Annotated in this window: 19 protein-coding genes; 7 read left to right on the forward strand and 12 right to left on the reverse strand. The window is 67.2% G+C overall.

The window, feature by feature from the left end; all coding sequences use genetic code 11:
* Nucleotides 1–7: 7 nt before the first annotated feature.
* Nucleotides 8–442 carry a MerR family transcriptional regulator gene (locus J7654_RS04405; RefSeq protein WP_209738570.1) on the reverse strand — a complete coding sequence of 145 codons (435 nt, stop codon included), beginning with the start codon at nucleotides 440–442 and terminating at the stop codon, nucleotides 8–10.
* Nucleotides 443–637: 195 nt separating this feature from the next.
* Here J7654_RS04405 and J7654_RS04410 point away from each other — a divergent pair, with 195 nt between their 5' ends.
* The 3 genes from J7654_RS04410 (at nucleotide 638) to J7654_RS04420 (ending at nucleotide 6,094) form a co-directional block, all read left to right on the forward strand.
* Nucleotides 638–3,133 (forward strand): heavy metal translocating P-type ATPase, encoded by a 2,496-nt coding sequence (locus tag J7654_RS04410; RefSeq protein ID WP_209738573.1) that lies wholly within the window; start codon nucleotides 638–640, stop codon nucleotides 3,131–3,133.
* A 282-nt stretch (nucleotides 3,134–3,415) separates the two neighbouring features.
* Nucleotides 3,416–4,918, forward strand: a complete 1,503-nt coding sequence (locus J7654_RS04415; RefSeq protein WP_209738575.1) for an alkaline phosphatase family protein — start codon at nucleotides 3,416–3,418, stop codon at nucleotides 4,916–4,918.
* A 426-nt stretch (nucleotides 4,919–5,344) separates the two neighbouring features.
* The gene (locus J7654_RS04420; RefSeq protein ID WP_209738577.1) at nucleotides 5,345–6,094 is read left to right on the forward strand and encodes a DUF72 domain-containing protein; all 750 of its coding nucleotides are present in this window, start codon (nucleotides 5,345–5,347) and stop codon (nucleotides 6,092–6,094) included.
* A gap of 64 nt (nucleotides 6,095–6,158) precedes the next feature.
* On the opposite strand, the gene J7654_RS04425 is transcribed toward J7654_RS04420, so the two are convergent.
* Nucleotides 6,159–7,025, reverse strand: coding sequence for an alpha/beta fold hydrolase (locus J7654_RS04425; protein WP_209738579.1), 867 nt, complete (start codon nucleotides 7,023–7,025; stop codon nucleotides 6,159–6,161).
* A complete protein-coding gene (locus J7654_RS04430; RefSeq protein WP_245195640.1) occupies nucleotides 7,022–7,396 on the reverse strand; it encodes a hypothetical protein in 375 nt (124 codons plus the stop codon). Before J7654_RS04430 ends, J7654_RS04425 begins: the two co-directional genes overlap by 4 nt.
* A 186-nt stretch (nucleotides 7,397–7,582) precedes the next feature.
* Here J7654_RS04430 and J7654_RS04435 point away from each other — a divergent pair, with 186 nt between their 5' ends.
* From J7654_RS04435 to J7654_RS04445, 3 genes are all read left to right on the forward strand, one after another.
* A complete protein-coding gene (locus J7654_RS04435; protein ID WP_209738581.1) occupies nucleotides 7,583–8,458 on the forward strand; it encodes a dioxygenase family protein in 876 nt (291 codons plus the stop codon).
* An 80-nt stretch (nucleotides 8,459–8,538) separates the two neighbouring features.
* Entirely contained in the window at nucleotides 8,539–9,438 is a 900-nt protein-coding gene (locus J7654_RS04440) for a LysR substrate-binding domain-containing protein (protein ID WP_209738583.1), read from the forward strand.
* Between the two features lie 91 nt (nucleotides 9,439–9,529).
* Entirely contained in the window at nucleotides 9,530–10,684 is a 1,155-nt protein-coding gene (locus J7654_RS04445) for a muconate/chloromuconate family cycloisomerase (RefSeq protein WP_209738586.1), read from the forward strand.
* 156 nt (nucleotides 10,685–10,840) lie between these two features.
* Here the strand turns inward: J7654_RS04445 and J7654_RS04450 are convergent, their stop codons facing one another.
* The 8 genes from J7654_RS04450 to mbhE form a co-directional block, all read right to left on the reverse strand.
* A complete protein-coding gene (locus J7654_RS04450) occupies nucleotides 10,841–11,818 on the reverse strand; it encodes a Bug family tripartite tricarboxylate transporter substrate binding protein (RefSeq protein ID WP_209738588.1) in 978 nt (325 codons plus the stop codon).
* Between the two features lie 268 nt (nucleotides 11,819–12,086).
* Nucleotides 12,087–12,440, reverse strand: coding sequence for a monovalent cation/H(+) antiporter subunit G (gene mnhG / locus J7654_RS04455; RefSeq protein WP_209738590.1), 354 nt, complete (start codon nucleotides 12,438–12,440; stop codon nucleotides 12,087–12,089).
* Nucleotides 12,433–12,738 carry an MrpF/PhaF family protein gene (locus J7654_RS04460; RefSeq protein ID WP_209738592.1) on the reverse strand — a complete coding sequence of 102 codons (306 nt, stop codon included), beginning with the start codon at nucleotides 12,736–12,738 and terminating at the stop codon, nucleotides 12,433–12,435. Before J7654_RS04460 ends, mnhG begins: the two co-directional genes overlap by 8 nt.
* The gene (locus J7654_RS04465) at nucleotides 12,735–13,073 is read right to left on the reverse strand and encodes a Na+/H+ antiporter subunit E (protein WP_209738594.1); all 339 of its coding nucleotides are present in this window, start codon (nucleotides 13,071–13,073) and stop codon (nucleotides 12,735–12,737) included. Before J7654_RS04465 ends, J7654_RS04460 begins: the two co-directional genes overlap by 4 nt.
* Nucleotides 13,070–14,557 carry a proton-conducting transporter transmembrane domain-containing protein gene (locus tag J7654_RS04470; protein ID WP_209738597.1) on the reverse strand — a complete coding sequence of 496 codons (1,488 nt, stop codon included), beginning with the start codon at nucleotides 14,555–14,557 and terminating at the stop codon, nucleotides 13,070–13,072. Before J7654_RS04470 ends, J7654_RS04465 begins: the two co-directional genes overlap by 4 nt.
* Entirely contained in the window at nucleotides 14,557–14,901 is a 345-nt protein-coding gene (locus J7654_RS04475; protein WP_245195742.1) for an NADH-quinone oxidoreductase subunit K, read from the reverse strand. Before J7654_RS04475 ends, J7654_RS04470 begins: the two co-directional genes overlap by 1 nt.
* The gene (locus J7654_RS04480) at nucleotides 14,901–15,365 is read right to left on the reverse strand and encodes an MnhB domain-containing protein (RefSeq protein WP_209738600.1); all 465 of its coding nucleotides are present in this window, start codon (nucleotides 15,363–15,365) and stop codon (nucleotides 14,901–14,903) included. Before J7654_RS04480 ends, J7654_RS04475 begins: the two co-directional genes overlap by 1 nt.
* Nucleotides 15,362–17,557, reverse strand: a complete 2,196-nt coding sequence (mbhE, locus tag J7654_RS04485; RefSeq protein ID WP_209738601.1) for a hydrogen gas-evolving membrane-bound hydrogenase subunit E — start codon at nucleotides 17,555–17,557, stop codon at nucleotides 15,362–15,364. Before mbhE ends, J7654_RS04480 begins: the two co-directional genes overlap by 4 nt.
* A gap of 213 nt (nucleotides 17,558–17,770) precedes the next feature.
* On the opposite strand from mbhE, the gene J7654_RS04490 reads away from it, so the two are divergent.
* Nucleotides 17,771–18,721, forward strand: coding sequence for a hydrogen peroxide-inducible genes activator (locus tag J7654_RS04490; protein WP_209738602.1), 951 nt, complete (start codon nucleotides 17,771–17,773; stop codon nucleotides 18,719–18,721).
* A gap of 341 nt (nucleotides 18,722–19,062) precedes the next feature.
* Here the strand turns inward: J7654_RS04490 and J7654_RS04495 are convergent, their stop codons facing one another.
* Complete coding sequence (locus J7654_RS04495; RefSeq protein ID WP_209738603.1) at nucleotides 19,063–20,514, reverse strand: amidohydrolase family protein; 1,452 nt, start codon at nucleotides 20,512–20,514, stop codon at nucleotides 19,063–19,065.

A 20,514-nucleotide genomic window follows, 5' to 3' on the forward strand; every position in this document is an offset into this window, starting at 1 on the left:
TTTCCGATCAAGGCTCTACCAGGCGGCCATGGTCGTGGCTGCGATCGGTCAGCGTCTCGATGACGCGGCAGTCGGCTACGCGGCCGCTGGCGCATTCCCGCACCATCTTTTCCAGCTCCGCCCGCAGGAGCTCGAGGCTTGCGATCCGCTTCTCCACATCGCGCAGCCGCGCCCTGGCGATGGCGTCGGCACTCTCGCAGGACCGGTCCGGGTCGTCCTGCAATGTCAGCAAGGTGCGGATCGCCTCGACGTCGAAGCCCAGTTCGCGCGCATGGCGGATGAAGGCGAGACGGGTGATATCCGCTTCGTCGTAGAAGCGCCTGTTGCTTCGGCCGCGCGCGATGCCCGGCAACAGCCCGATCTCCTCGTAATAGCGGATGGTCGGCACCTTGACGCCGCTCTCCCTGGCGGCCTCACCGATGGAATAATCCCGTGCCTGCAATTTTTTCCTTGCTCCTCTAGCGGCTGGAGGATGTAGCACCGCTTCAGTTCATGCAAGCAAGCAGGGCCCCGCATCCATGGCGTTCACGGCACGCGCGCAGATGGAGCAAAGTGCATCCGCCCTTCTCGTCGGAAGCGGGCAGGCGCTCAAGGACGGCACGCGCGCCCTCCCGCTCCGCTATCAGGAAGAGATCTCATGACCCAGACGCTTCAACTCGACATTCCTCTGGTGTTGCCGGAGGTTCCCGACACGTCCGATGCCTGCGTGGGGCGGCTGCTGGCCGATCTCGAAGGGCGCGGCGGGGTGGAGAAGGCCCATGTGATCCCGCGGAATGGCGAGGAAGAGGCCAAGCTGTGCATTCACTACGATCCGGGCACGCTGCCGCTGTCGCGCATCCGCGAGATCGTTCAGGCGGCCGGTGCGGAGATCACCCGGCGTTTCGGCCATGCGCTCTGGCAGGTGGACGGGATCGGCCATCAGCGCCGGGCGCGCACGGTGGCCGAGAGCCTGGGCGCCTTGCCGGGCGTTCTGGAGGCGGACGCCGATGCCGCCGGGCTGGTGCGGGTCGAGTTCGACCGACGGCAAAGCTCCGAACAGGCGATCCTCGACGCGCTGGCCGGAATGGGAATCACCCCGGTTGCCCCGCCCCCGCTGGCAAAGGCCGAGCGAAGCGCCCATGCGCATCGCGATCATGGGGACCACGACCATGACGATCCCGAGCATTCGCATGAAGGGCATTCGCATGCCCATGGCGGCTTTCTGGGCCCCAATACCGAGCTGATCTTTTCGCTCGCCTGCGGTGCGCTGCTGGCTGTGGGCTTCGGCATCCAGACGCTGGTGGCCGCCGCGCCGGAATGGCTTCCGACCGTCCTCTATATCGGGGCCTACGGGCTCGGCGGATTCTATACGCTGCGCGAGGCGATCGACAATCTGCGTCTGCGCAAGTTCGAGATCGACACGCTGATGCTGGTCGCCGCCGCAGGCGCCGCGGCGCTGGGCGCATGGGCGGAAGGCGCGCTGCTGCTGTTCCTCTTCAGCCTCGGCCACGCGCTCGAGCATTACGCGATGGGCCGCGCCCGCCAGGCCATCGAGGCCCTGGCCAAGCTCGCCCCGCGCACCGCCACCGTGCGCCGCGAAGGCGGTGCGCACGAGGTGCCGGTCGAGGAGCTGGTGGTCGGCGATCTGGTCGTCGTTCGTCCCAACGAGCGGCTTCCCGCAGACGGCTTCCTGGTGAAGGGCACGTCCAGCATCGACCAGGCTCCCGTCACGGGGGAGAGCATTCCCGTCGACAAGCACCCGGTCGAGGACGCGGCGGCGGCACGTGCGCGGCCCGCTTCGGTCGGCGCCGAGTCGCGCGTCTTCGCCGGCACGATCAACGGCGCCGGCGCCATCGAGGTGGAGGTGACGCGCCTCTCCTCCGAGAGCGCGCTGGCCAAGGTCGTGCAGATGGTCAGCGAGGCCGAGACGCAGAAATCGCCCACCCAGCGATTCACCGACCGTTTCGAGCGTATCTTCGTGCCCTGCGTGCTCGCGCTCGCCATCATCCTGCTCTTCGCCTGGGTGGTGATCGACGAGCCCTTCGCCGACAGCTTCTATCGCGCCATGGCGGTCCTCGTGGCGGCCAGCCCCTGCGCGCTGGCCATCGCCACCCCCAGCGCGGTGCTGTCGGGCGTGGCGCGCGCGGCCCGTGGCGGCGTCCTCGTCAAGGGCGGCGCTCCGCTGGAAAACCTCGGGTCACTCAGCGCCATCGCCTTCGACAAGACCGGCACGCTCACCGAAGGGCGTCCGCGCATCACCGATATCGTGCCCGCCGAAGGCGTGACGCGCGACGAGTTGCTGACCGTGGCCGTCGCGGTGGAGCAGCTCAGCGATCATCCGCTCGCCGCCGCGATCGCGCGCGACGGACGCGAGGCGCTTGCCGGACGGCACATCCCGGACGCACAAGCTCTCGAAAGCCTGACGGGGCGCGGCGTGACCGCGACGCTCGAAGGGACCCCGGTCTGGATCGGCAAGGCTGGCATGTTCGGGACCGACGGCATCGCGACGCTCGACAAGCCCGTGGCCGAAGCCGCGGCGAGGCTGGGAGAGGCCGGGCGCACGACCATGGTGGTTCGCCGGGGCGAACGGGATCTCGGAGCCATCGGGCTGATGGACACGCCGCGTCCGGCCGCGCACGACACCCTGCAGCGCCTGCGCGGGCTGGGCATCACACGCATGATCATGATCTCGGGCGACAACCGAACCGTCGCGGAGGCGATCGCCCGGAAGGTGGGGCTCGACGAAGCCTGGGGCGACCTCATGCCAGAGGACAAGGTGGAGGCGATCCGCAAGCTGCGGGCCGAGGGGCCGGTCGCCATGGTGGGCGACGGGGTGAACGACGCTCCCGCCATGGCCCATGCCACCGTGGGCATCGCCATGGGGGCCGCCGGCTCCGACGTGGCGCTGGAGACGGCGGACGTGGCGCTCATGGCCGACGACCTCAGCCACCTGCCCTTCGCGGTGGGCCTCAGCCGGCGGACCCGGTCGATCATCCGCCAGAACGTCTTCATCAGCCTCGGTGTCGTCGCCCTGCTGGTGCCCGCGACGATCTTCGGCCTCGGCATCGGGCCGGCCGTCGCCCTGCACGAGGGATCGACCCTGATCGTCGTGTTCAACGCCCTGCGCCTGCTCGCCTGGCGCGATCGCGACTGAGAGATCGCAGCCGGCCCCGCAGCCTCAGACCCTGCCGCCGGCTGCATATCGGCGTGCGAACTCGCGGGCCGCCAAAGGCCCGCCGAAGGATAGGCCCGCGATAAGGGTTCCTGCGCCCTCGGGCTGGCGTCGCCCGCCACCGCCATTGTCATCCAGTTGCAATCGAACGGCCGCAGGGATGTCATGCGAATGCCATCGGCACGTCAGGCCCCGGACCTAGAAGTCGCCTCGCGATCCCCTGCAAGCTCAGGGCCCTCAAACGATCCAAGGAAGGCACCGCTCATGAAGCCGCTTGCCGCAGCCCTCTTCGCCGGCGTCTCGACCCTCGCCGCCACCGCTCCCGCTCTCGCACAGACGACGGTGCGCCAGGCCGAGGACAGCTATTTCCGCTCCGCGCAGGAGGACCTCGCCACGCTGATCGCCCGCCAGCCCAATACCGGCCGGGCGAAGAACGTCATCCTCTTCGTCGTCGATGGCCTCTCCATTCCCACGGTGACCGCCGCCCGCATCCTGGAAGGCCAGTTCCGGGGCGAGGATGGCGAACCCAACACGCTCGCCTTCGAGAACCTCCTGCCCTACGTCGCGCTCTCCAAGACCTATACGCATGACGCGCAGGTGGCGGATTCGGCTCCCACCTCCACCGCGATGGTCTCGGGCGTGAAATCGGTCAACGGCACCATCGGCGTGACCCAGGCCATCGAAGTCGACGTCTGCGCCAGCCAGAAGGGCGCCGAAGTCACCACGATCTTCGAACTCGCCGAGGAGGCCGGGCTCGCCACCGGCATCGTCTCGACTGCGCGCATCACCCATGCCACCCCCGCCGCCACCTTCGCCAAGGCGGCGGGCCGCGACTGGGAGAACGACACCGACCTGACCGACGAAGCGCGCCGGAACGGCTGCGCCGACATCGCCTCGCAACTGATCGACTGGCCGGCCGGCGACGGCTTCGAGGTGGTGATGGGCGGCGGGCGCGGCAACTTCATGCCGGCCGATCAGTCCGATCCCGAGGACCAGACCCGGGCCGGCGCGCGGCAGGACGGGCGCGATCTCATCGCCGAATGGCGGGATCGGTACGATGACGGCGCCTATGTCTGGAACCGGGAGCAGTTCGACGCCATCGACCCGGAGGTGACGAGCCGCGTCTTCGGGCTCTTCAACCGCAGCCATATGCAGTACGAAGCCGATCGCGAAAGCGACACCGGCGGCGAGCCCTCCATCGCCGAGATGACGACCAGGGCGATCGAGCTTCTGTCGAAGAACGAGGACGGATTCGTCCTGATGGTGGAGGGCGGACGCGTCGATCACGCCCATCACGCCGGCAACGCCTATCGCGCCCTGACCGACACCATCGCCGTCTCGCAGGCCGTACAGGCCGCCTATGACGCGGTCGATCCGGAGGAGACGCTCATCGTCCTGACTGCGGACCACAGCCATGTCTTCAACATGGCCGGCTATCCCGCGCGCGGCAACGACATCCTCGGCGTGGCCGGCACGGCCGACGACGGCAAGCCCTACACGACGCTCGGCTACCAGAACGGTCCGGGCGCGCGCCTGGACGAGCCGCGCGCCGACCTGACCGGCGTCGACACCAGCGATCCCGACTTCCTCCAGCAAGCGCTGGTGCCGCTCGAAAGCGAGACCCATGCCGGCGACGACGTGGCAATCTTCGCCCAGGGCCCCTGGGCGCATCTCTTCCAGGGCGTCATGGAGCAGAACGTCATCTATCACGTCATGACGCATGCCCTCGACTTCGCGCCCACGGAGCAGCGCGCCTCCGCGCAGTAACACTCGACGATCCGAACTCCGCGGCCGCCGGCACCCGCTGGCGGCCGCATCCGTAAGTGAGGCTCGGTGGCGGCAAATCGAACGTCACGATCTGCCCCGCTCGGCCGGACATCGGCACCTCCGGCGGCTTTCGCGAACGCCCCGATGAGGACAAGGCCTTCCTTGTCTTCGCCGGTCACGACGCGCCCGACAACGCCCTGCCGCTATGATGTCGCTCGCCGCGCCCTGTCCAGCAGAAATAGCGCCGCAAGCCTGCCAACTGGTGGAACCCGAAACCGACCAATAGCCGCGCGGACCAGGCGAGCCCGCCGCCCGAAACGCTCGGGGTTACGTATTTATGACCCGTGGCGGCCCATATCGCGTTTCTCAAATGGTGCACGCCGGGAGTTGCCTTTCGGCGTCGTCCGTTCGCAGGAGGAGCCGCTCATGTCCATTCGCGTCGGCATCGCTGGCTGGTCGATCCCATCCGCGCTGGCCAAGCAGTTCCCTTCGGTCGGCACGCACCTTGAACGCTATGGCGCACGCTTCTCGGCCGTCGAGATCAACAGCAGTTTCTATCGGCCGCACCGGCGCACGACCTACGAGCGCTGGGCGGCAAGCGTGCCGCATGAGTTCCGCTTCTCGGTCAAGCTGCCCAGGACGATCACTCATGAACGCCGCTTGATCGACTGCGGGGCGCTCATCGAGCGCTTTGCCGAGGAAACGAGCGGCCTGGGCGACAAACGCGGCCCCGTCCTGGTTCAGCTTCCCCCGAGTTTCGCCTATCCCGGCGACGCTGCCGAACGATTCATCGACGAGCTGAAGGCCACGATCACGGCGGCTGTCGTCCTGGAGCCGAGACATGCAAGCTGGTTCCAGCCGGAGGTCGACCGCATGTTGGGCGGGCAGCGTGTGTCACGGGTCGCGGCGGACCCGGCCAAACCATTGTTGGCGGCGCAACCCGGAGGCTGGAGCGGCCTCGCCTATCTTCGGCTGCACGGCTCCCCTCGCATTTACGAGTCGACTTATGGAACGGAAGCCATTGAGGCTCATGCGAAAGCCGTCGCTTCGCTCGCCACGCGCGGCGCCGACGTCTGGACGATCTACGACAACACGACCTACGGCGCCGCCACGCAGAACGCGTTTCAGCTTCTGGAAGCTCTTGGTTCGAATACGCAGCTCGGAGATATATCTTGATGGATGCTGACGGCTCAGACGAAACAGCCGCCGGACAACGTCGCGCCGCCTCCGCGATTTCTTGTCACGTCGTGGTTCTCATCCTTTGGAGGGCATCGAGAAAGAAGGGGCGGAAGGCCCGGGGATGCTCGCTCATCGGGAAGTGGCCGAGCTCCTCCATCACGGTCAGGGTCGCCCCCCGGATCGCCTGCGCCGTCCTGCGCGCATCCTCCGGCGTGCAGGTCAGGTCATAGGCCCCGACGAGGATGTGAACCGGCGAGAGATCCGTGTCGATCTCGCCGAGCCGCTCCACGAGGCTGTCGTCGCGCGTGTAGAAGCTGAGATCGCCCCGGAACACGCCCGGCCCGGACTGCATGAACATCCACTGCGTGTTCCAGCGCTCCTCCTGCGGCGCGTGCGGGGAGATATTGGCCGAGACGAGCGCGGCCCCCATTTCTCCGCCATGCGCGTCGGGCCGGTGGAACCAGTCGATGTCGTACCAGGCGGGCTGGAAGTCGGAGGCCTCGATGGCGATGAAGCCGGCAAAACGCCCGGGATGGCGCGCGGCGATCTGGAGAGCGATGCGCCCGCCCATGGAGCAACCCGCCAGAACCGCGTCCTGCAGCCCCAGCGCGTCGGCCACCGCCAGCACGGTCTCGATATAGGCTTGCGTCGTCAGCAGATATTCCTGCACCTCGAAGCCCCGCGGCGGCAGGGACTTTCCGTGCCAGGGCATGTCGAAGGCGATCAGGCGGTGATCGGCCGTTACGCCCGCATCGTTGAGGAGATGGCGCCACTGGCGCGTGTCGGCTCCGGCCGTGTGCAGGCAAAGGACCGCGCGGCCCTGTCCGGCCTCCTCGAAATAGATGCGGCGCGGCCCGTCGGACAGGGACACCGTGACATAGCGCCCCACGATGGCCTCGATCGCGGGTTCGGCGGCGGTGCGGCTCATCGTGCCTCTCCCGCCCGGGGCAGGGCCATCACTTCCTTGAAGAAGCGCAGGTTCTTCACCAGGGAGAGGATGTCCCCCTCGATGCGGGCCCGATCCATCTTCACCAAGCCGAAGAGGTCGTGAAAGCCGGGGGCCGGAAGCGGCTCCCAGAACCGCTTGAGGGCCTCGCCATCCGTCACGAAGCCGAAGCGGTAGGGCGTGCGGCGCGAGGGTCCGGGCAGGATGGCGACGAGATCGCCCTTTTCGAAGGTGAGATAGAACTCCTCCCCATCCACCTTGAGAAGCACCGTCTCCGAAAACAGGCGGCCGAGATGGGCAAGATGGGGCCGCCGCCTCAGCTCCGCCTGCATGTGAACTATCTGATTCAGCAAGGGCGCCTCCCATGTTCGTTTGCCGGCAACCTCGCCGCACGCCCGTGAGGCGGACAAGGTTGGAATTGATATAACCTGATACCCGCTCCGGCCTTTCCCATGCGGTGCGAACCGTGCTGCCCTGATGGCAGGGAGGCGCCCTCGAACGGCGTGGGCGGCCGGGATTTCCACGGGAGGAGAACCTGCATGGGCATCGTCACCATCGACAACGTCACGGATGTCGTCATCGACGCGCTGGGCAGGAGCGGTCCGATCACCGATCGGCAACGTGAGATCCTGACGGCGTTGATCCGCCATCTGCACGGCTTCTGCAAGGACGTGAAGCTCCAGCACGACGAGTTCCTGTATGCCTGCGATTTCCTGGCGCGCGCCGGGCAGATCACCGACGACAAGCGCCAGGAATTCATTCTCCTGTCGGACATTCTGGGCGTCGAGGTTCTGGTGGACATGCTGACCAACGAGGCGCGCGCGGGCGCCAGCGAATCCACGGTTCTGGGGCCCTTCTACCGGGAGAACCCGCCGGTCTTGCCGAAGGGCGCCTCGACGATCCTCAAGCATTTCGACGATGAGGAGACCGTCTATGTCGAGGGCCATGTGCGCGACACGAAGGGCGCCCCCCTGCCCGGCGTGACCATCGACATCTGGGAGGATGCGCCGAACGGGCTCTACGAGAACCACGACCACGACCAGCCGGACTACAATCTGCGCGGTCGCTTTCGCACCGACGAGAACGGCCACTATGCCCTCGTGGCGGTGCGCCCCGTGCCCTACCCCATCCCCGACAACGAGACGGCCGGTGAGTTGATCCGCGCGATGGGCCATCACCCGAACCGGCCCGGCCACCTCCATTTCATCCTGTCGAAGGACGGCTACGGCACGCTCGTAACGCAGATCTTCGACAGCTCCAGCCGCTGGCTGGACCAGGACAGCGTATTCGCGGTGAAGGAGAGCCTGATAGCCGAGTTCCGCGAGGACGATTCGAAAGGCACCCGGCTTCGCCTCGACTTCGACTTCGTGCTTCAGCCGGGCGCGGCCAAGACCGAGGCGATCGCGGCCGAGTAGGCAGGCGGCACGATTGCCCCGATGGGGCCGGGTGCGTAGAAGAGGCGTGCCGGCACCGGCGGGGAGGCTCGGGCTGCACCATGAACCTGCGCCAGCTGAAATATTTCATCGCGGTGGCCGAGGAGCTTCATTTCGGGCGGGCCGCCGAACGGCTCGGCATGGCTCAGCCCCCGCTCAGCCGCCAGATCAGGGAGCTGGAGGCCGAGCTCGGCACCCTTCTCTTCAATCGCGGCCGCAACGCCATCACCCTCACACTGGCCGGCCAGCGCCTCTATGAGCGCGGCGGAGCGGTTCTGAAAGAGGTCGCCGACATCCTCCTCGAGGTGCGGCGCATCGGCCAGGGCGCCGAGGGACGCCTGCGCATCGGCTTCGTGGGCTCGGCCACCTTCGGCATCCTGCCCACCATCGTGAAATCGTTCCGGATGCACTATCCGGATGTGGTTCTCAGCCTCATGCCGATGAACAACGCCGATCTGCACCAAGCGCTGGTGCGGCGCAGCATCGACATCGCCTTCGCCCGCCCGATGCTGCCTGACGCGGAGTTCCTGACCCGGCAGCTCGACCGCGAGGATCTGATCGTGGCCATGCCCGACGGCGTGGCGCCGGACACACGCGGCCCGGTGACGCTCGCCGCGATCGCTCATCTGCCGCTGATCCTCTACCCGGAGTTTCCGCGCCCGAGCTATGCCGACCTCGTGATCGCCCGGCTGGAAGCGCAGGGGCACGACACGTCCCGGCGCGTCTTCACCATGGATCTGCAAACCGCGCTGAGCCTCGTGGCCATCGGAGAGGGCGTGTGCGTGGTTCCCGAATCCGTGGGCTCGGCCCATCGCAACGGCATCCGATACCGCCGCGTGTCGCCGGCGCTGGGCGTCACCGAACTCTCGCTCAGTCACCGCATCGACGAGCAGGGCATCCACGTCCATCATTTCGCGCGCATCGCGCAGGAGGTGGCGCGCCGCATGGTGCGCGCGCGCTGAGCGGCAGGTATCACGCCAGACGAGACCGGTATTGGATTCGCCCCGCTGCTGTCGTCAAGCTGGGAGCCGACCGACAGAGAGGCCCGCCCGCTTGACCATCACCATAGACCGCATCGAGACGGCCATCCTCGACGTTCCCACCATCCGGGGCCACGTCCTGTCCATGGCGACCATGACGACGCAGAGCGTGGTGCTTGTCACGATCCGCTTTTCCGACGGCAGCGTGGGCCTTGGCGAGGGCACCACGATCGGCGGCATGAGCTACGGGCCGGAAAGCCCGGAAAGCATCCGCCTCGCGGTGGACAGCTACATCGCCCCGCTTCTGCTGGGCCGCGACGCCGATGCGGTCCTTGCCGCCGCCGCGCTTGTCGAACGCCAGGTGAAGGGAAACCCGATCGCGCGCAGCGCCGTGGAAATCGCGCTCTGGGACGGCTTCGCCCGGCGTCTCGGCCTGCCGCTGGCCTCGGTTTTCGGCGGAGCGGTGCGCGGCGCCATGCCCGTGGCATGGACCCTGGCAAGCGGCGAGGCCGCCAGCGACATCGAGGAAGCCGAGGACATGCTGGCCCGCCACCGGCACCGGATATTCAAGCTCAAGATCGGCAAGCGCGAAGTGCGTGAGGACATCGCCCATGTCGCACGCATCGCGGCGGCGGTGGGCGACCGCGCCTCGATCCGCGTGGACGTGAACCAGGCCTGGTCGCTGGCCGAAGCGCGCTGGGGCCTTCGCGGCCTTCAGGAGGTGGGTGTCGATCTCGTCGAACAGCCGGTGGCGCGCGACGACCTCTCCGGGCTCAAGGCGTTGACCGATGCCGGCGAGATCGCGGTGATGGCCGACGAGGCGCTCTCGGGACCGGCCAGCGCCCTGCGTATCGCCGCGAACCGGGGGGCGGACGTCTTCGCGGTGAAGGTGGCGCAATCGGGCGGCCTTTCGCGGGCGCGCGAAGTCACTTCTATCGCCGCCTCCGCCGGCATCGGCGTCTATGGCGGCACGATGCTGGAATCGGGGGTGGCGACGGCGGCCTCGCTGCATCTCTTCGCCACCGCCGAGACGCTGGAATGGGGAACGGAGTTCTTCGGCCCCCTTCTCTTCGCCCACGAGATACTGGCCAAGCCCCTTGTCTATCGCGACTTCGCCGTGGAACTGCCGGCGGGGCCGGGGATCGGCGTCCAACCGGACCCCGACCCTTGCGCCTTCTTCGACCGGGAGAAGCGACGGACAGTGCATCCGGTCTCCCGGGCGGTCTGAAGCCGCCCGCAACGGGGCGGGAGGCGGTCCGGGCCTCTCGGGCGATCGATCCGCGCGGGATGGTCCCGGTGGTGCAGGCGCCCCGTCCGGCAGACCTCGGCGGGCCTGCGCGCGCGCAGCGGGTGATAGCGTTGTGCGACAGGGTCGGAGCGCGCCCTATTCGGCCCGGATGCCCCGCTCGGGGACCAGGACGCCCCAGACATTGATCTCGTGCCGGAGATGGTCCCGAAGCTCCTCCGGCGTTCCGCCGATCGGTTCCGCCCCGATCGCCGCGAAACGCTCCAGCACCTGCGGGCTGGCGAGCGCTTCGTTGATCGCCTCGTTGAGAACGGCGATGGTCTCGGGCGGCGTTCCATCCGGTGTGAACACCCCGAACCACGGGATCAATTCGTAGCCCGGCACGCCCGCTTCCGCGATGGTCGGCACGTCGGGCAGGGCGGCGGATCGCTGCGGGGTCGTGACGGCGATCGCGCGCAGCGCGCCGGAGGCGATATGCGGCTGAGCGGAAGTGACGCTGTCGAACATGTAGTCGATCCGGCCGCCCAGGATGTCGGGGATGGCCGGCCCGCTGCCGCGATAGGGAACGTGCAGGAACTCCGTCCCGGTGAGCGACTGGAACAGTTCCGAGGCGAGATGGATCGAGGTACCGATGCCCGCCGAACCGACGCTCATCTCGCCGGGCGCCTTCTTCGCCTGGGCGATGACCTCCTCCACCGTCTCGGCGGAATTGTATTGCGGGTTGGCGACGAGCACGTTGGGAACCACGCCCACCATGACGACGGGCTCGAAATCCTCCACGGGATCGTAGCCCGGCTCGGTGTAGAGATACGGGTTCACCGCCATTCCGTTGGCGACGATGACGATGGTGTGGCCATCCGCCTCGGCGCGCGCGACTTCGCTCAGGCCGATATTGCCGCCCGCTCCGGGCTTGTTCTCGATCACGAAAGGCTGGCCAAGGGCTTGCGCCAGCTCGCCGCCGAGCGCGCGCGCCATGACGTCCATCGCCCCCCCGGGCGGAAAGGGCACCACCCAGATCACCGGCTGCGAGGGATAGGCTGCCTGCGACAGCGCCGGCGCGCTCCAGGGCGCGACGAGGGCCAGTGTTGCTGCCAGAATGATCATTCGGCGGTTCATGCGTTTCTCCTCCCGCAAGGCTTCAAGATCACGGCGACATGCCTTGCTCCCCTTTTGAAACGTGATTGTCGGGTTTTGGGGAGGCGACGGGAAGTATAGTGTGATACTCTTTGCCGGTTCCCGGCGTGCCTCCGCCTCGACCGTCTCGCCCCTGGCGAGGATCGGCACGGTCGTATCGTCGCTGTAAAGGCGCTCGGCGGTCAGGACATGGGCTTTGATGATGTCGTGGAGCGGACACAGTGCATGACCCGCATCCGGCTTGGTTCGGTCAGCTTTCGCTGCTTTGCTTCGCCGGAATGTCGAAAGCTTCGCACCCCTCGTCGGCGCTCGTCTCCGGCACGACCGGGGAAGCGCTGCGCAAAGCCGCTCGGCCGATGAGGTGGGCGCCCACGGGGGCAGTCGCGATCATGAACAGGAAGACGGCGAAGGGCTCCACCATCGCGACCAGGCTATCGGCTCGGACCATCATGGCAAGAGCGACCAGCGCCAGACCCATCGTTCCGGCCTTGGTGGCGGCGTGCATGCGGCAGTAGACGTCGCCGAGCCGCAGCACGCCGATGCCGGCGACAAGGCAGAAGAAGCCGCCTGAGACCAGAAGAAGCGCTGCAAACCAGTCACTCATCGCTCTTGTCCATCGTGCGCTCGATATAGTGGGCGAAGGCCACGGTGGAGAGAAAGGCGATCAGGGCGAGCGCGATCGCGGCGTAGACATAGGCGTAGGTTGCCGTCGCCATGGCAAAGACCAGCAGGAACACCACCAGAAGCATCGCCACCATGTCGAGGGCGACGACGCGGTCAGGCCCGGTCGGGCCGACGATCAGGCGCCAGATCGCTGCGAGGAGCGCGAGGGCGAGCATCGCGGCGGTGAGGTTCAGGGCAAGAGCGAAGATGCCGCCGCCAGCGGTTTCGATCACGATCATCGCGTCACCTTGAGCACACGCGGCTCGATGCCTTCCGTGACACCCGCTCGGCTCGACGCGCTGTCGTCGCCGGCGCTCAGATCGTGGATCAGGAGAGTTCGGGCATCGGTGCTGACATCCACCGTCAGCGTGCCGGGCGTCAGAGTGATGTAGTTGGCGACCAGCGTCACCTCCAGGGGGCTGCGCGAGGCCAGGGGGATCGACACGAATCGCGGACGCACCTGTGCGCGAGGCGACAACACCACCCGGGCGACCGCAATGCTCGACATCGTCAGGTCGAACAGGAACCGCACGGCGAGCAGGGCGGCGAACCAGAGCTTGCGAAGAACGGTCATGGGGAAAGCTCCCTCGTCACACCGACGGCCTGGAGATATCGGGCTGGGTCGACGATCTGCGCGGCCGCCTCCGTGGCGGCGTCGATGAACGGTTCGGCCACGACGCCGGCTGCCAACGTAATCGCAGCGAGCAGCGCCACGGGTATCAGCGCAAGACGTGACGAAAAGCGCCTTCGCGCGTCTCCCGGATGCGGCTTCCAGAAGGCCTCGTTCCAGATCTTCGTCATGGAGAACAAGGTGAGGAGGCCGACGGCAAGGACCGCGAAGGCCGCGACATAACGCTCGGCGTCAAGGCTTGCGCGCAGCACCAGAAGCTTCGCCCAGAAGCCGGTGAAAGGCGGCAGCCCGGCGAGCGAAAGGGCCGAGACGAGAAACAGGATCGAAAGGCCGGGGGAGCGCTTCCACAATCCGCCGATTGTCCGCAAATCTTCCGAACCCGTCCGATCGCGCACCGCGCCGGCGATGAGGAAGAGGTTCGACTTCACCACGATGTGGTGGAAGAGATAGTAGATCGCTCCGGCCAGACCGAGACCGGTGTGGAGCGCGAGGCCGAGCACCATGTAGCCGATCTGGCTGACGCTGTGAAAGGCGAGGATGCGCCGGATCTCCATCTGAGCGGCCGCGCCCAGAACGCCCACCACCATGGAGAGCACGCCGCCCCACAGAAGCAGGCTGGCGATCGGCGGCTCGCCGGCGTCGTAGACGAGCGTGAACACCCGGATCAGCGCGTAGACGCCAACCTTCGTCATCAAGGCGGCGAAGAGCGCCGAGGTCGTGATCGAGAGCGTGTGATAGGAGGCCGGCAGCCAGAAGAATACCGGGAACAGCGCGGCCTTGGCGCCGAAGGCGAAGAGAAGCAGCATCGCCGCCCCCAGGACGGCGGTCTCGCCGGAACGCCCGGCCAAGGTCAGATGCAGGTCGGCCATGTTGAGCGTGCCGGCAGCGCCATAGAGAAGCCCGACGCCGGTGAGGAAGGTCAGCGTCGCCACGAGATTGAGGCCGGCATACTTCACGGCGGCGTCGAACTGCTCACGTCGCCCGCCGACGACCAGGAGGCCGAAGGAGGCGATCAGCATCACCTCGAACCAGACGTAGAGATTGAAGAGATCGCCCGTCAGGAACGCGCCGCAGATGCCGAGCAGGAGGGACTGCGTCAGCGGATGGTGGCCGAAGTGCTCACCGGTGTCGCCAGGGCGGACGAGACCGTGGAAGATCGTCAGGACGGCCATCAGGCCGGTGGCGAAGACGAGCGCGGCCGAGAAGAGGTCGGCTACCATGGTGATGCCGTAAGGCGCCGCCCAGCCGCCCATCTGCGCGGCCTGCGGTCCTTCCCGAAGCACCGTGACGAGAAGAACCGTTCCCGCCGCGAGAAGCGCCAGCGCTCCGGCGAGCGACAGCACCCGCTGCGCGCGTACGGAGCGAGCGGCCAGCAATGTGAGCACCGCAGCGCCCATCGGCACGGCCACCGGCCAGACGAGCAGCATCAGCCCCGTTCCTCGGGCTCGGCCAGACGCATCTCGTCCATGCGGGTGGTCCCGGTCTCCTGCCAGCTGCGCAGGGAGAGCGCCAGCGTATAGCTCATCAGGCCGAAGCCGATCACGATGGCGGTCAGGATCAGCGCCTGCGGCAGGGCGTTCGCCAGTTCGAGAGCCTGCGCGCCCTCGGGCACCAAAGGCGGCCGCGCGTAGGTCAGCCGGCCCGATCCGAAGATGGCGAGATTGCCGGCGTTGCTCAGAAGCACGAGCCCGAACAGATAGGGCAGGAGGCGGCCGGACATCATCAGATAGGAGCCCGCCGCGACCAGCACGCCGACGCTCACCGCGATCATCACTTCCACGAGGCGTCCTTTCCGGTTTCCTTGGCCTCGCTCACCGTTTCCTCCAGCGCGAAGAGGATGCCCGTCACCGAGCCGAGCACCACGAGGCAGACACCGATGTCGAACAGCAGCACCGAGCCGATCGGCCAGCCGGTCATGCCCCCTTCGGGCACGGGCGCGTAGAACGGCCACATTCCCCGCAGGAAATCGCCTTCCGCAAGACCGCCCCACAGGCCGGCGAGAAGCGCGGCGCCAAGCCCGAGCCCGGCAACGGTCATCGGTTCGAAGCGAAGGGCCTTGCGCGCGGCCGCCAGCCCTTGCGCTTTCTCGATGAGGGCAAAGGCGATGGCCCCCAGCAGCCCGCCGATGAAGCCGCCGCCGGGCGCGTTGTGCCCGCGCAGGAGGATGAAGATCGCCAGCGCGAGGATCAAAGGCACGAGGAGACGCGTCATCGTCGTGAGAATGAGCGAGTTCATGTCCTGCGTGTCGTCCGCCCGGCGCGCAGCGCCGCGATGGTGGCGATGCCGGCGATCACCAGGACGGCGATCTCGCCCAGCGTATCGAACCCACGGAAATCGACGAGGATCACATTGACGATGTTGCGCCCATGGGCCTCCTCATAGCTCGCCGCCTCGAAGAAGTCCGTCAGCCTGCGGTCCATGTCGGTGCCGAGCACCGAGAGCATGGTCAGCGTGACGCCGAGCCCGAGGGCGAGCGCGATGCCGGCATGGCCGGGGCGAAAGCGTGGCCGCTCACCCATCGGCAGGCCCACGAAGGCGACCGCGATGAAGATCACCACGAGGATCTCCACGAAAAGCTGCGTCATGGCGACGTCGATGGCGCCGTAAAGGGTGAAGATCATCGCGACGCCCGCGCCGACGCCGCCGAGCGCCGTGATCGCGGCAAGGCGCGAGCGCGCGCGCAGGACGGCGGCGATCGAGGCGAAGATCGTCACGAGAATGGCGACCTCCATCAGTGCCAATCTGGGAAGGGCAGGCCATGCCGCCTCACCGGAGAGGACCGCCACCCAGAGAAGCGCGGCGAGCGTTGCGAAGCTCATCGCGAGGTAGGCGGTCATGCGGCCGGACTGAATGCGGGCGGTGACGGCCTTGGACCCTTGAACGATCACGACCATCATCGCGTCGTACCAGCCTTCGAAGCGCGGCAGCCGGCCCTGCGCAGCGGCAAGCGCGTCGCGGATCGCATCGAGCCGCCCATAGAGAAGCGCGCCGAGTCCCCAGGTGGCGACGCTGAGGAGAAGGGCCACGTTGAACCCGTGCCAGAGGCCGAGATCGCCGCTCATCGGAGCGCCGGTCACGGCCTCGACCATCGGCCCGACAAGATGCTGTCCGATCGCCGCCGGCATGAGACCGCAGATCAGACCGGCGCCAGCGAGCAGCATCGGGCCGGCGGCCAATGTCCAGCCTGGATCTCGGGGCGAAGCCTTGGGTGCGCGAAGGGCTCCGCGCAAGGGGCGCAGGGAGACCATCGCGGCCGCGGCCACCATCAGCGCATTGGAAAGGAGCACGGCCGACACCACGGCGATCGCCCATGGCGCGTGGAGAGAGCCGTCGTAGACCAGTTCCTTGGCCACGAAGCCGAGAAACGGGGCGACCCCCGCCATGGAAAGCGCGGCGAGGGCGATAGCGGTGAAAGTCACGGGCATGGCTCGCGCGAGCCCGCCGAGTTCGGGATATTCGCGTGTGCCCGCGCCCTTGTCGATCATGCCGACGGCCAAGAACAGCGCTGCCTTATACAGAGCATGAGCAAGGAGCATCACCATCGCGGCCGTCACGGCCGCCACCGTGCCGAGGCCGAGCAGCATCACGATCTGCCCCAGCGCCATCAGCGTCGTGAAGGCCAGCATCAGCTTCAGGTCGGTCTGCCGCAGCGCCCACACCGAGCCGATCAGCATGGTCGCCGCACCCGACGGCACCAAAAGCCAGAGCCAGAGATCGCTCCCCCCCAGAGAGGGTGAGAGACGGGCCAGGAGGAACACGCCGGCCTTCACCATGGTCGCCGAATGCAGATAGGCCGACACCGGCGTCGGCGCGGCCATGGCGTTCGGCAACCAGAAATGGAACGGCATCTGCGCCGACTTGGTCAGCGCCCCGAGCGCGACCAGCACGAGGATGGCCGGATAGGCCGCGCTCGCCTGAAGAAGCTCGCCGCCGGCGTTGATCTGCGAAAAGCGCCAGCTTCCGGTGGTCGTCGCCATGAGGACGAGGCCGGCCAGAAGGGCGAGCCCGCCGATGGAGGTGATCATAAGCGCCTGAAGCGCAGCTCTGCGCGCGCTCGACTTCTCGTGATCGAAGCCGACGAGAAGGAAGGAGGTGATCGTCGTGCCTTCCCAGAACAGAAAGAAGGTGATGACGTCGTCGGCCAGAACGAGGCCGAGCATCGAGGCAGCGAAGAGCGACAGAAGAACGAGCAGACGGCCGAGCCGCGCGTCGGTGCGAAAGTAGCTGGCGGCGTAGAGCATCACCAGGGCGCCGATCCCCGTCACGAGGAGAGCAAAGGCCAGCGACAGGCCATCGAGGCGGACGGCGAAGCCTATCCCGAGAGACGGCACCCACTCGGCGTTCCAGTCGAGAACCTGGCCGGCGGCGATAACCGGAAGCGCGGCGGCGAACGCGACGAACAGAGCCGTAAGAAAGCCGGCGGGCAAGAAACGCAACAAACCTGTGAAAGCGGACGGTCTCGAAGCTGTGCGGTCCATATGGTTTCGAGTTCTCGCCCCGCAGTACGGCGCCCGTCTGCTTTGCTTGAAGCCATCTCTTGCGGGCCAACGCCCACGAACACGACCATGGCCACGCAAGACGGATTTGTAAAATCGAAAACCAAGCGATAGAGGATCGAGAAAATCTATAAGAGGCGTGCAATGCCGTCCCTGCAGCAGCTTCGTTATCTTGTCGCCATCGCCGATACGAAAAGCTTCAGTCGCGCCGCTCGTTTGACCCATGTCACCCAGCCAACGCTCTCGATGCAGTTGCGCGATATGGAACGAAGGCTTGGTACGCGGCTCGTTGAGCGCAATCGATCCCGCGTCTTCCTGACACCCGTCGGAAACGAGATCGTGCGGCGCGCGCGGGCGATCCTGAACGAGGTCGCGGACATACACTCGCTCGCAAAGGCCGGCGCGGGCGGCCTGACAGGCGTGCTGCGCGTGGGCGTCGTCAACACGCTCGGCGCTTACCTGCTGCCGATCCTCGTCCCGAGCCTGCGCGAAACCTATCCGGGCCTGCGGCTTTACGTGCGTGATGAATTGCCGGACATCCTCCTCGATCATCTCGACGAGGGACGGCATGACATCGTGATCTGCCCGCTTCCCATGCTGCGTGACGACTTCACCTTCGCGCCGATCTTCCGCGAGCCGTTGCAGGTCGTCGTTCCTCGATCCCACCCACTGGCTGGACGCGAGACCATCGAGCGCGCCGACCTCAAGGGCGAAACGGTTCTCACGATGGAGCGCGGACACAGGCTGTTCGAATTGGTCAGCCAGATCTGCGCGGAAGCAGGTGCCTTCGTGTCGAACGATTATGAGGGTACGAGCCTCGACACGCTTCGCCAAATGGTGGCGATGGGCATGGGGATCGCGCTCCTGCCGTCGCTCTACGTACGCTCGGAGGTGCAACGGGAGGAGTTGGTGGTAGCGAGGTCGATTGCTGGCGACGTTCCCTTCCGGGCGATCGGTATCGCCTGGCGCAAAACCAGCGCTCGATCCGAGGATTTCGAACGCTTTGCCATCGCTGCAAAACGGATTTTGCGGGAGCGGGTGTCAGAGGTCATCATGATCGAGCCACCGGGACAACGTGGCAGTCCTAAGACCTGATAACCCGAAGCGAGGCGTTGCTCGGTATGGCGATCAGAAAAGATTCCCGCTGGCTCCCCCACGAACACGAGAACCGTCCGGGGCCGTCGTGAAAGAAGCGTCTGTCGAGGGCCAGCGGCAGACACGTTCGCTCGTTCTCCCTGGAACTCTAGGAACCCGTCGAGGAGGCTACGATCACAACGCTTCTCGCGCCCGGTCGCGACGTCGCGCCGCTTCCCGCGCTCAGCCCTTCGCCGGTCAGGCCGGCGTGACCGCGGCGGACTGAGACGGCATCGTCCGCGGAGCGCACGATACGCGAAGCGCCGGGCTTCGCGCCCGGCGTTGACCGGCGCTGGTTCGCGTCAGGCGCGGCCGCCTCCCATGCGAAGCGAATTCCAGAATGTCTCGGGCAGCTTCGTGAGGGCTGTCAGTCCGCCGCGCTCCAGCATCAGCTCGGTCTGGCGCTGGGCTTCGTCCAGGACGCGGTCTTCGTCCACGGTGAGAACCTTGCGGCCGCGCATCAGGATGCGACCGTTGCAGATCACCGTGTCCACGTCGTTGCCGTTGGCGAAGTTGATGACGTGAGAGACGTGCATGTTGGCGGGGTAGAGGTGGGGCCGGCGCATGTCGACCAGCGTGAGGTCGGCCTTCTTGCCGATCTCGATCGAACCGATGTCGTCCTCCATGCCGAGCGCCTTCGCTCCCTCGATGGTGCACATCTCCAGCGCCTTGCCGGGCGGAACCCAGGATGGGTCGCGATGGTGGCGGCGGTGATAGTGCATCAGCTGCTGCATGTGGCGGAACATGTCGCCGGAGCGGTCCGGCGCGGTCGCGTCGGAGCCCAGCGCGACGCATACGCCCGCCTCCATCAGCTCCGTGGCCGGGCAGCGGTCGAACACCGAGGCGATGGCGCTGGGATTGTGGGCGATCCTGGTGCCGGTGGCGGCGCAGATCGCGATCTCCTCCTCCGTCAGGCCGGTGGAATGGGAGAGCAGGGCCTCCGGCCCGAGAATCCCGAGTTCGTTCGCGTAAGCCACCGACCCGCGCCGGTGACCGTCCTGCGTGAAGACGACGCCATGCGCGCGCGCTTCCTGGCTGACGCGCCGGGCCTGTCGGGTCGCTTCGTCCCGATGGGCATCGGCGGCCGCGTCGCCCTCCTCCGGCCGCAAGGTGGGGGTGAGCAGCGCGATGTTGATGCGCCGTCCATGCGTGCCATGCCAGCGGGCGAGAAGGTCGAGGGCGGTGGCAAGCTGCGTCTCGAAATCGACGGGATAGTCGTGCCGTTCCTCCCCGTTCCAGCGCGCGTAGGTGAGCGGATGAGGCGGACGCGTGGTGCCGACGGCCACCACGGAGCGCGTTCCGACCTCCAGAACGCCCTCGCAATGGGCGTCGCCATAGGCGGGGTCGTCGGTGCGCATGATGGAATCGCCGCCGCCCAGCAGCGAGACGCCGGTCGTCACGCCGAAACGCGTGCGCTCCAGCGCGGCGAGTTGCGCCTCCGCGTGCCAGAACTCCGGCGTGGACGCGACGGTGTAGGCGATGCGGCAGGCCTCGAACCAGCGGGCGCTATCGCCGCTCGCCAGCGTCTTGATGAAGCCGTGGCCCGCATGGGCATGCACGTCCACGAGGCCGGGCAGCACCACCATATCGGTTCCGTCGATCACCTCACGGGCGGGATGGCGTGCCGCGACCTCGCCGGTAGGACCGATATCGACGATCCGCTCCCCCTCGATGGCGATGGCGGCGTCGTGCAGGACACGCCGCTGCGGGTCCACGGTGACGACGACGGCGTTGGTGACGATCAGGTCTGCCAA

It is taken from the genome of Aureimonas populi, from assembly GCF_017815515.1.
GTDB classification, from domain to species: domain Bacteria; phylum Pseudomonadota; class Alphaproteobacteria; order Rhizobiales; family Rhizobiaceae; genus Aureimonas; species Aureimonas populi.

What these genes read in the sequence shown, in the direction of transcription:
- J7654_RS04410 (WP_209738573.1), top strand. Translation starts at nt 638, where the DNA reads ATGACCCAGACGCTTCAACTCGACATTCCTCTGGTGTTGCCGGAGGTT.
- J7654_RS04415 (WP_209738575.1), top strand. Translation starts at nt 3,416, where the DNA reads ATGAAGCCGCTTGCCGCAGCCCTCTTCGCCGGCGTCTCGACCCTCGCC.
- J7654_RS04420 (WP_209738577.1), top strand. Translation starts at nt 5,345, where the DNA reads ATGTCCATTCGCGTCGGCATCGCTGGCTGGTCGATCCCATCCGCGCTG.
- J7654_RS04425 (WP_209738579.1), bottom strand. Translation starts at nt 7,025, where the DNA reads ATGAGCCGCACCGCCGCCGAACCCGCGATCGAGGCCATCGTGGGGCGC.
- J7654_RS04435 (WP_209738581.1), top strand. Translation starts at nt 7,583, where the DNA reads ATGGGCATCGTCACCATCGACAACGTCACGGATGTCGTCATCGACGCG.
- J7654_RS04440 (WP_209738583.1), top strand. Translation starts at nt 8,539, where the DNA reads ATGAACCTGCGCCAGCTGAAATATTTCATCGCGGTGGCCGAGGAGCTT.
- J7654_RS04450 (WP_209738588.1), bottom strand. Translation starts at nt 11,818, where the DNA reads ATGAACCGCCGAATGATCATTCTGGCAGCAACACTGGCCCTCGTCGCG.
- mnhG (WP_209738590.1), bottom strand. Translation starts at nt 12,440, where the DNA reads ATGAGTGACTGGTTTGCAGCGCTTCTTCTGGTCTCAGGCGGCTTCTTC.
- J7654_RS04460 (WP_209738592.1), bottom strand. Translation starts at nt 12,738, where the DNA reads ATGATCGTGATCGAAACCGCTGGCGGCGGCATCTTCGCTCTTGCCCTG.
- J7654_RS04465 (WP_209738594.1), bottom strand. Translation starts at nt 13,073, where the DNA reads ATGACCGTTCTTCGCAAGCTCTGGTTCGCCGCCCTGCTCGCCGTGCGG.
- J7654_RS04470 (WP_209738597.1), bottom strand. Translation starts at nt 14,557, where the DNA reads ATGCTGCTCGTCTGGCCGGTGGCCGTGCCGATGGGCGCTGCGGTGCTC.
- J7654_RS04475 (WP_245195742.1), bottom strand. Translation starts at nt 14,901, where the DNA reads ATGATCGCGGTGAGCGTCGGCGTGCTGGTCGCGGCGGGCTCCTATCTG.
- J7654_RS04480 (WP_209738600.1), bottom strand. Translation starts at nt 15,365, where the DNA reads ATGAACTCGCTCATTCTCACGACGATGACGCGTCTCCTCGTGCCTTTG.
- J7654_RS04490 (WP_209738602.1), top strand. Translation starts at nt 17,771, where the DNA reads ATGCCGTCCCTGCAGCAGCTTCGTTATCTTGTCGCCATCGCCGATACG.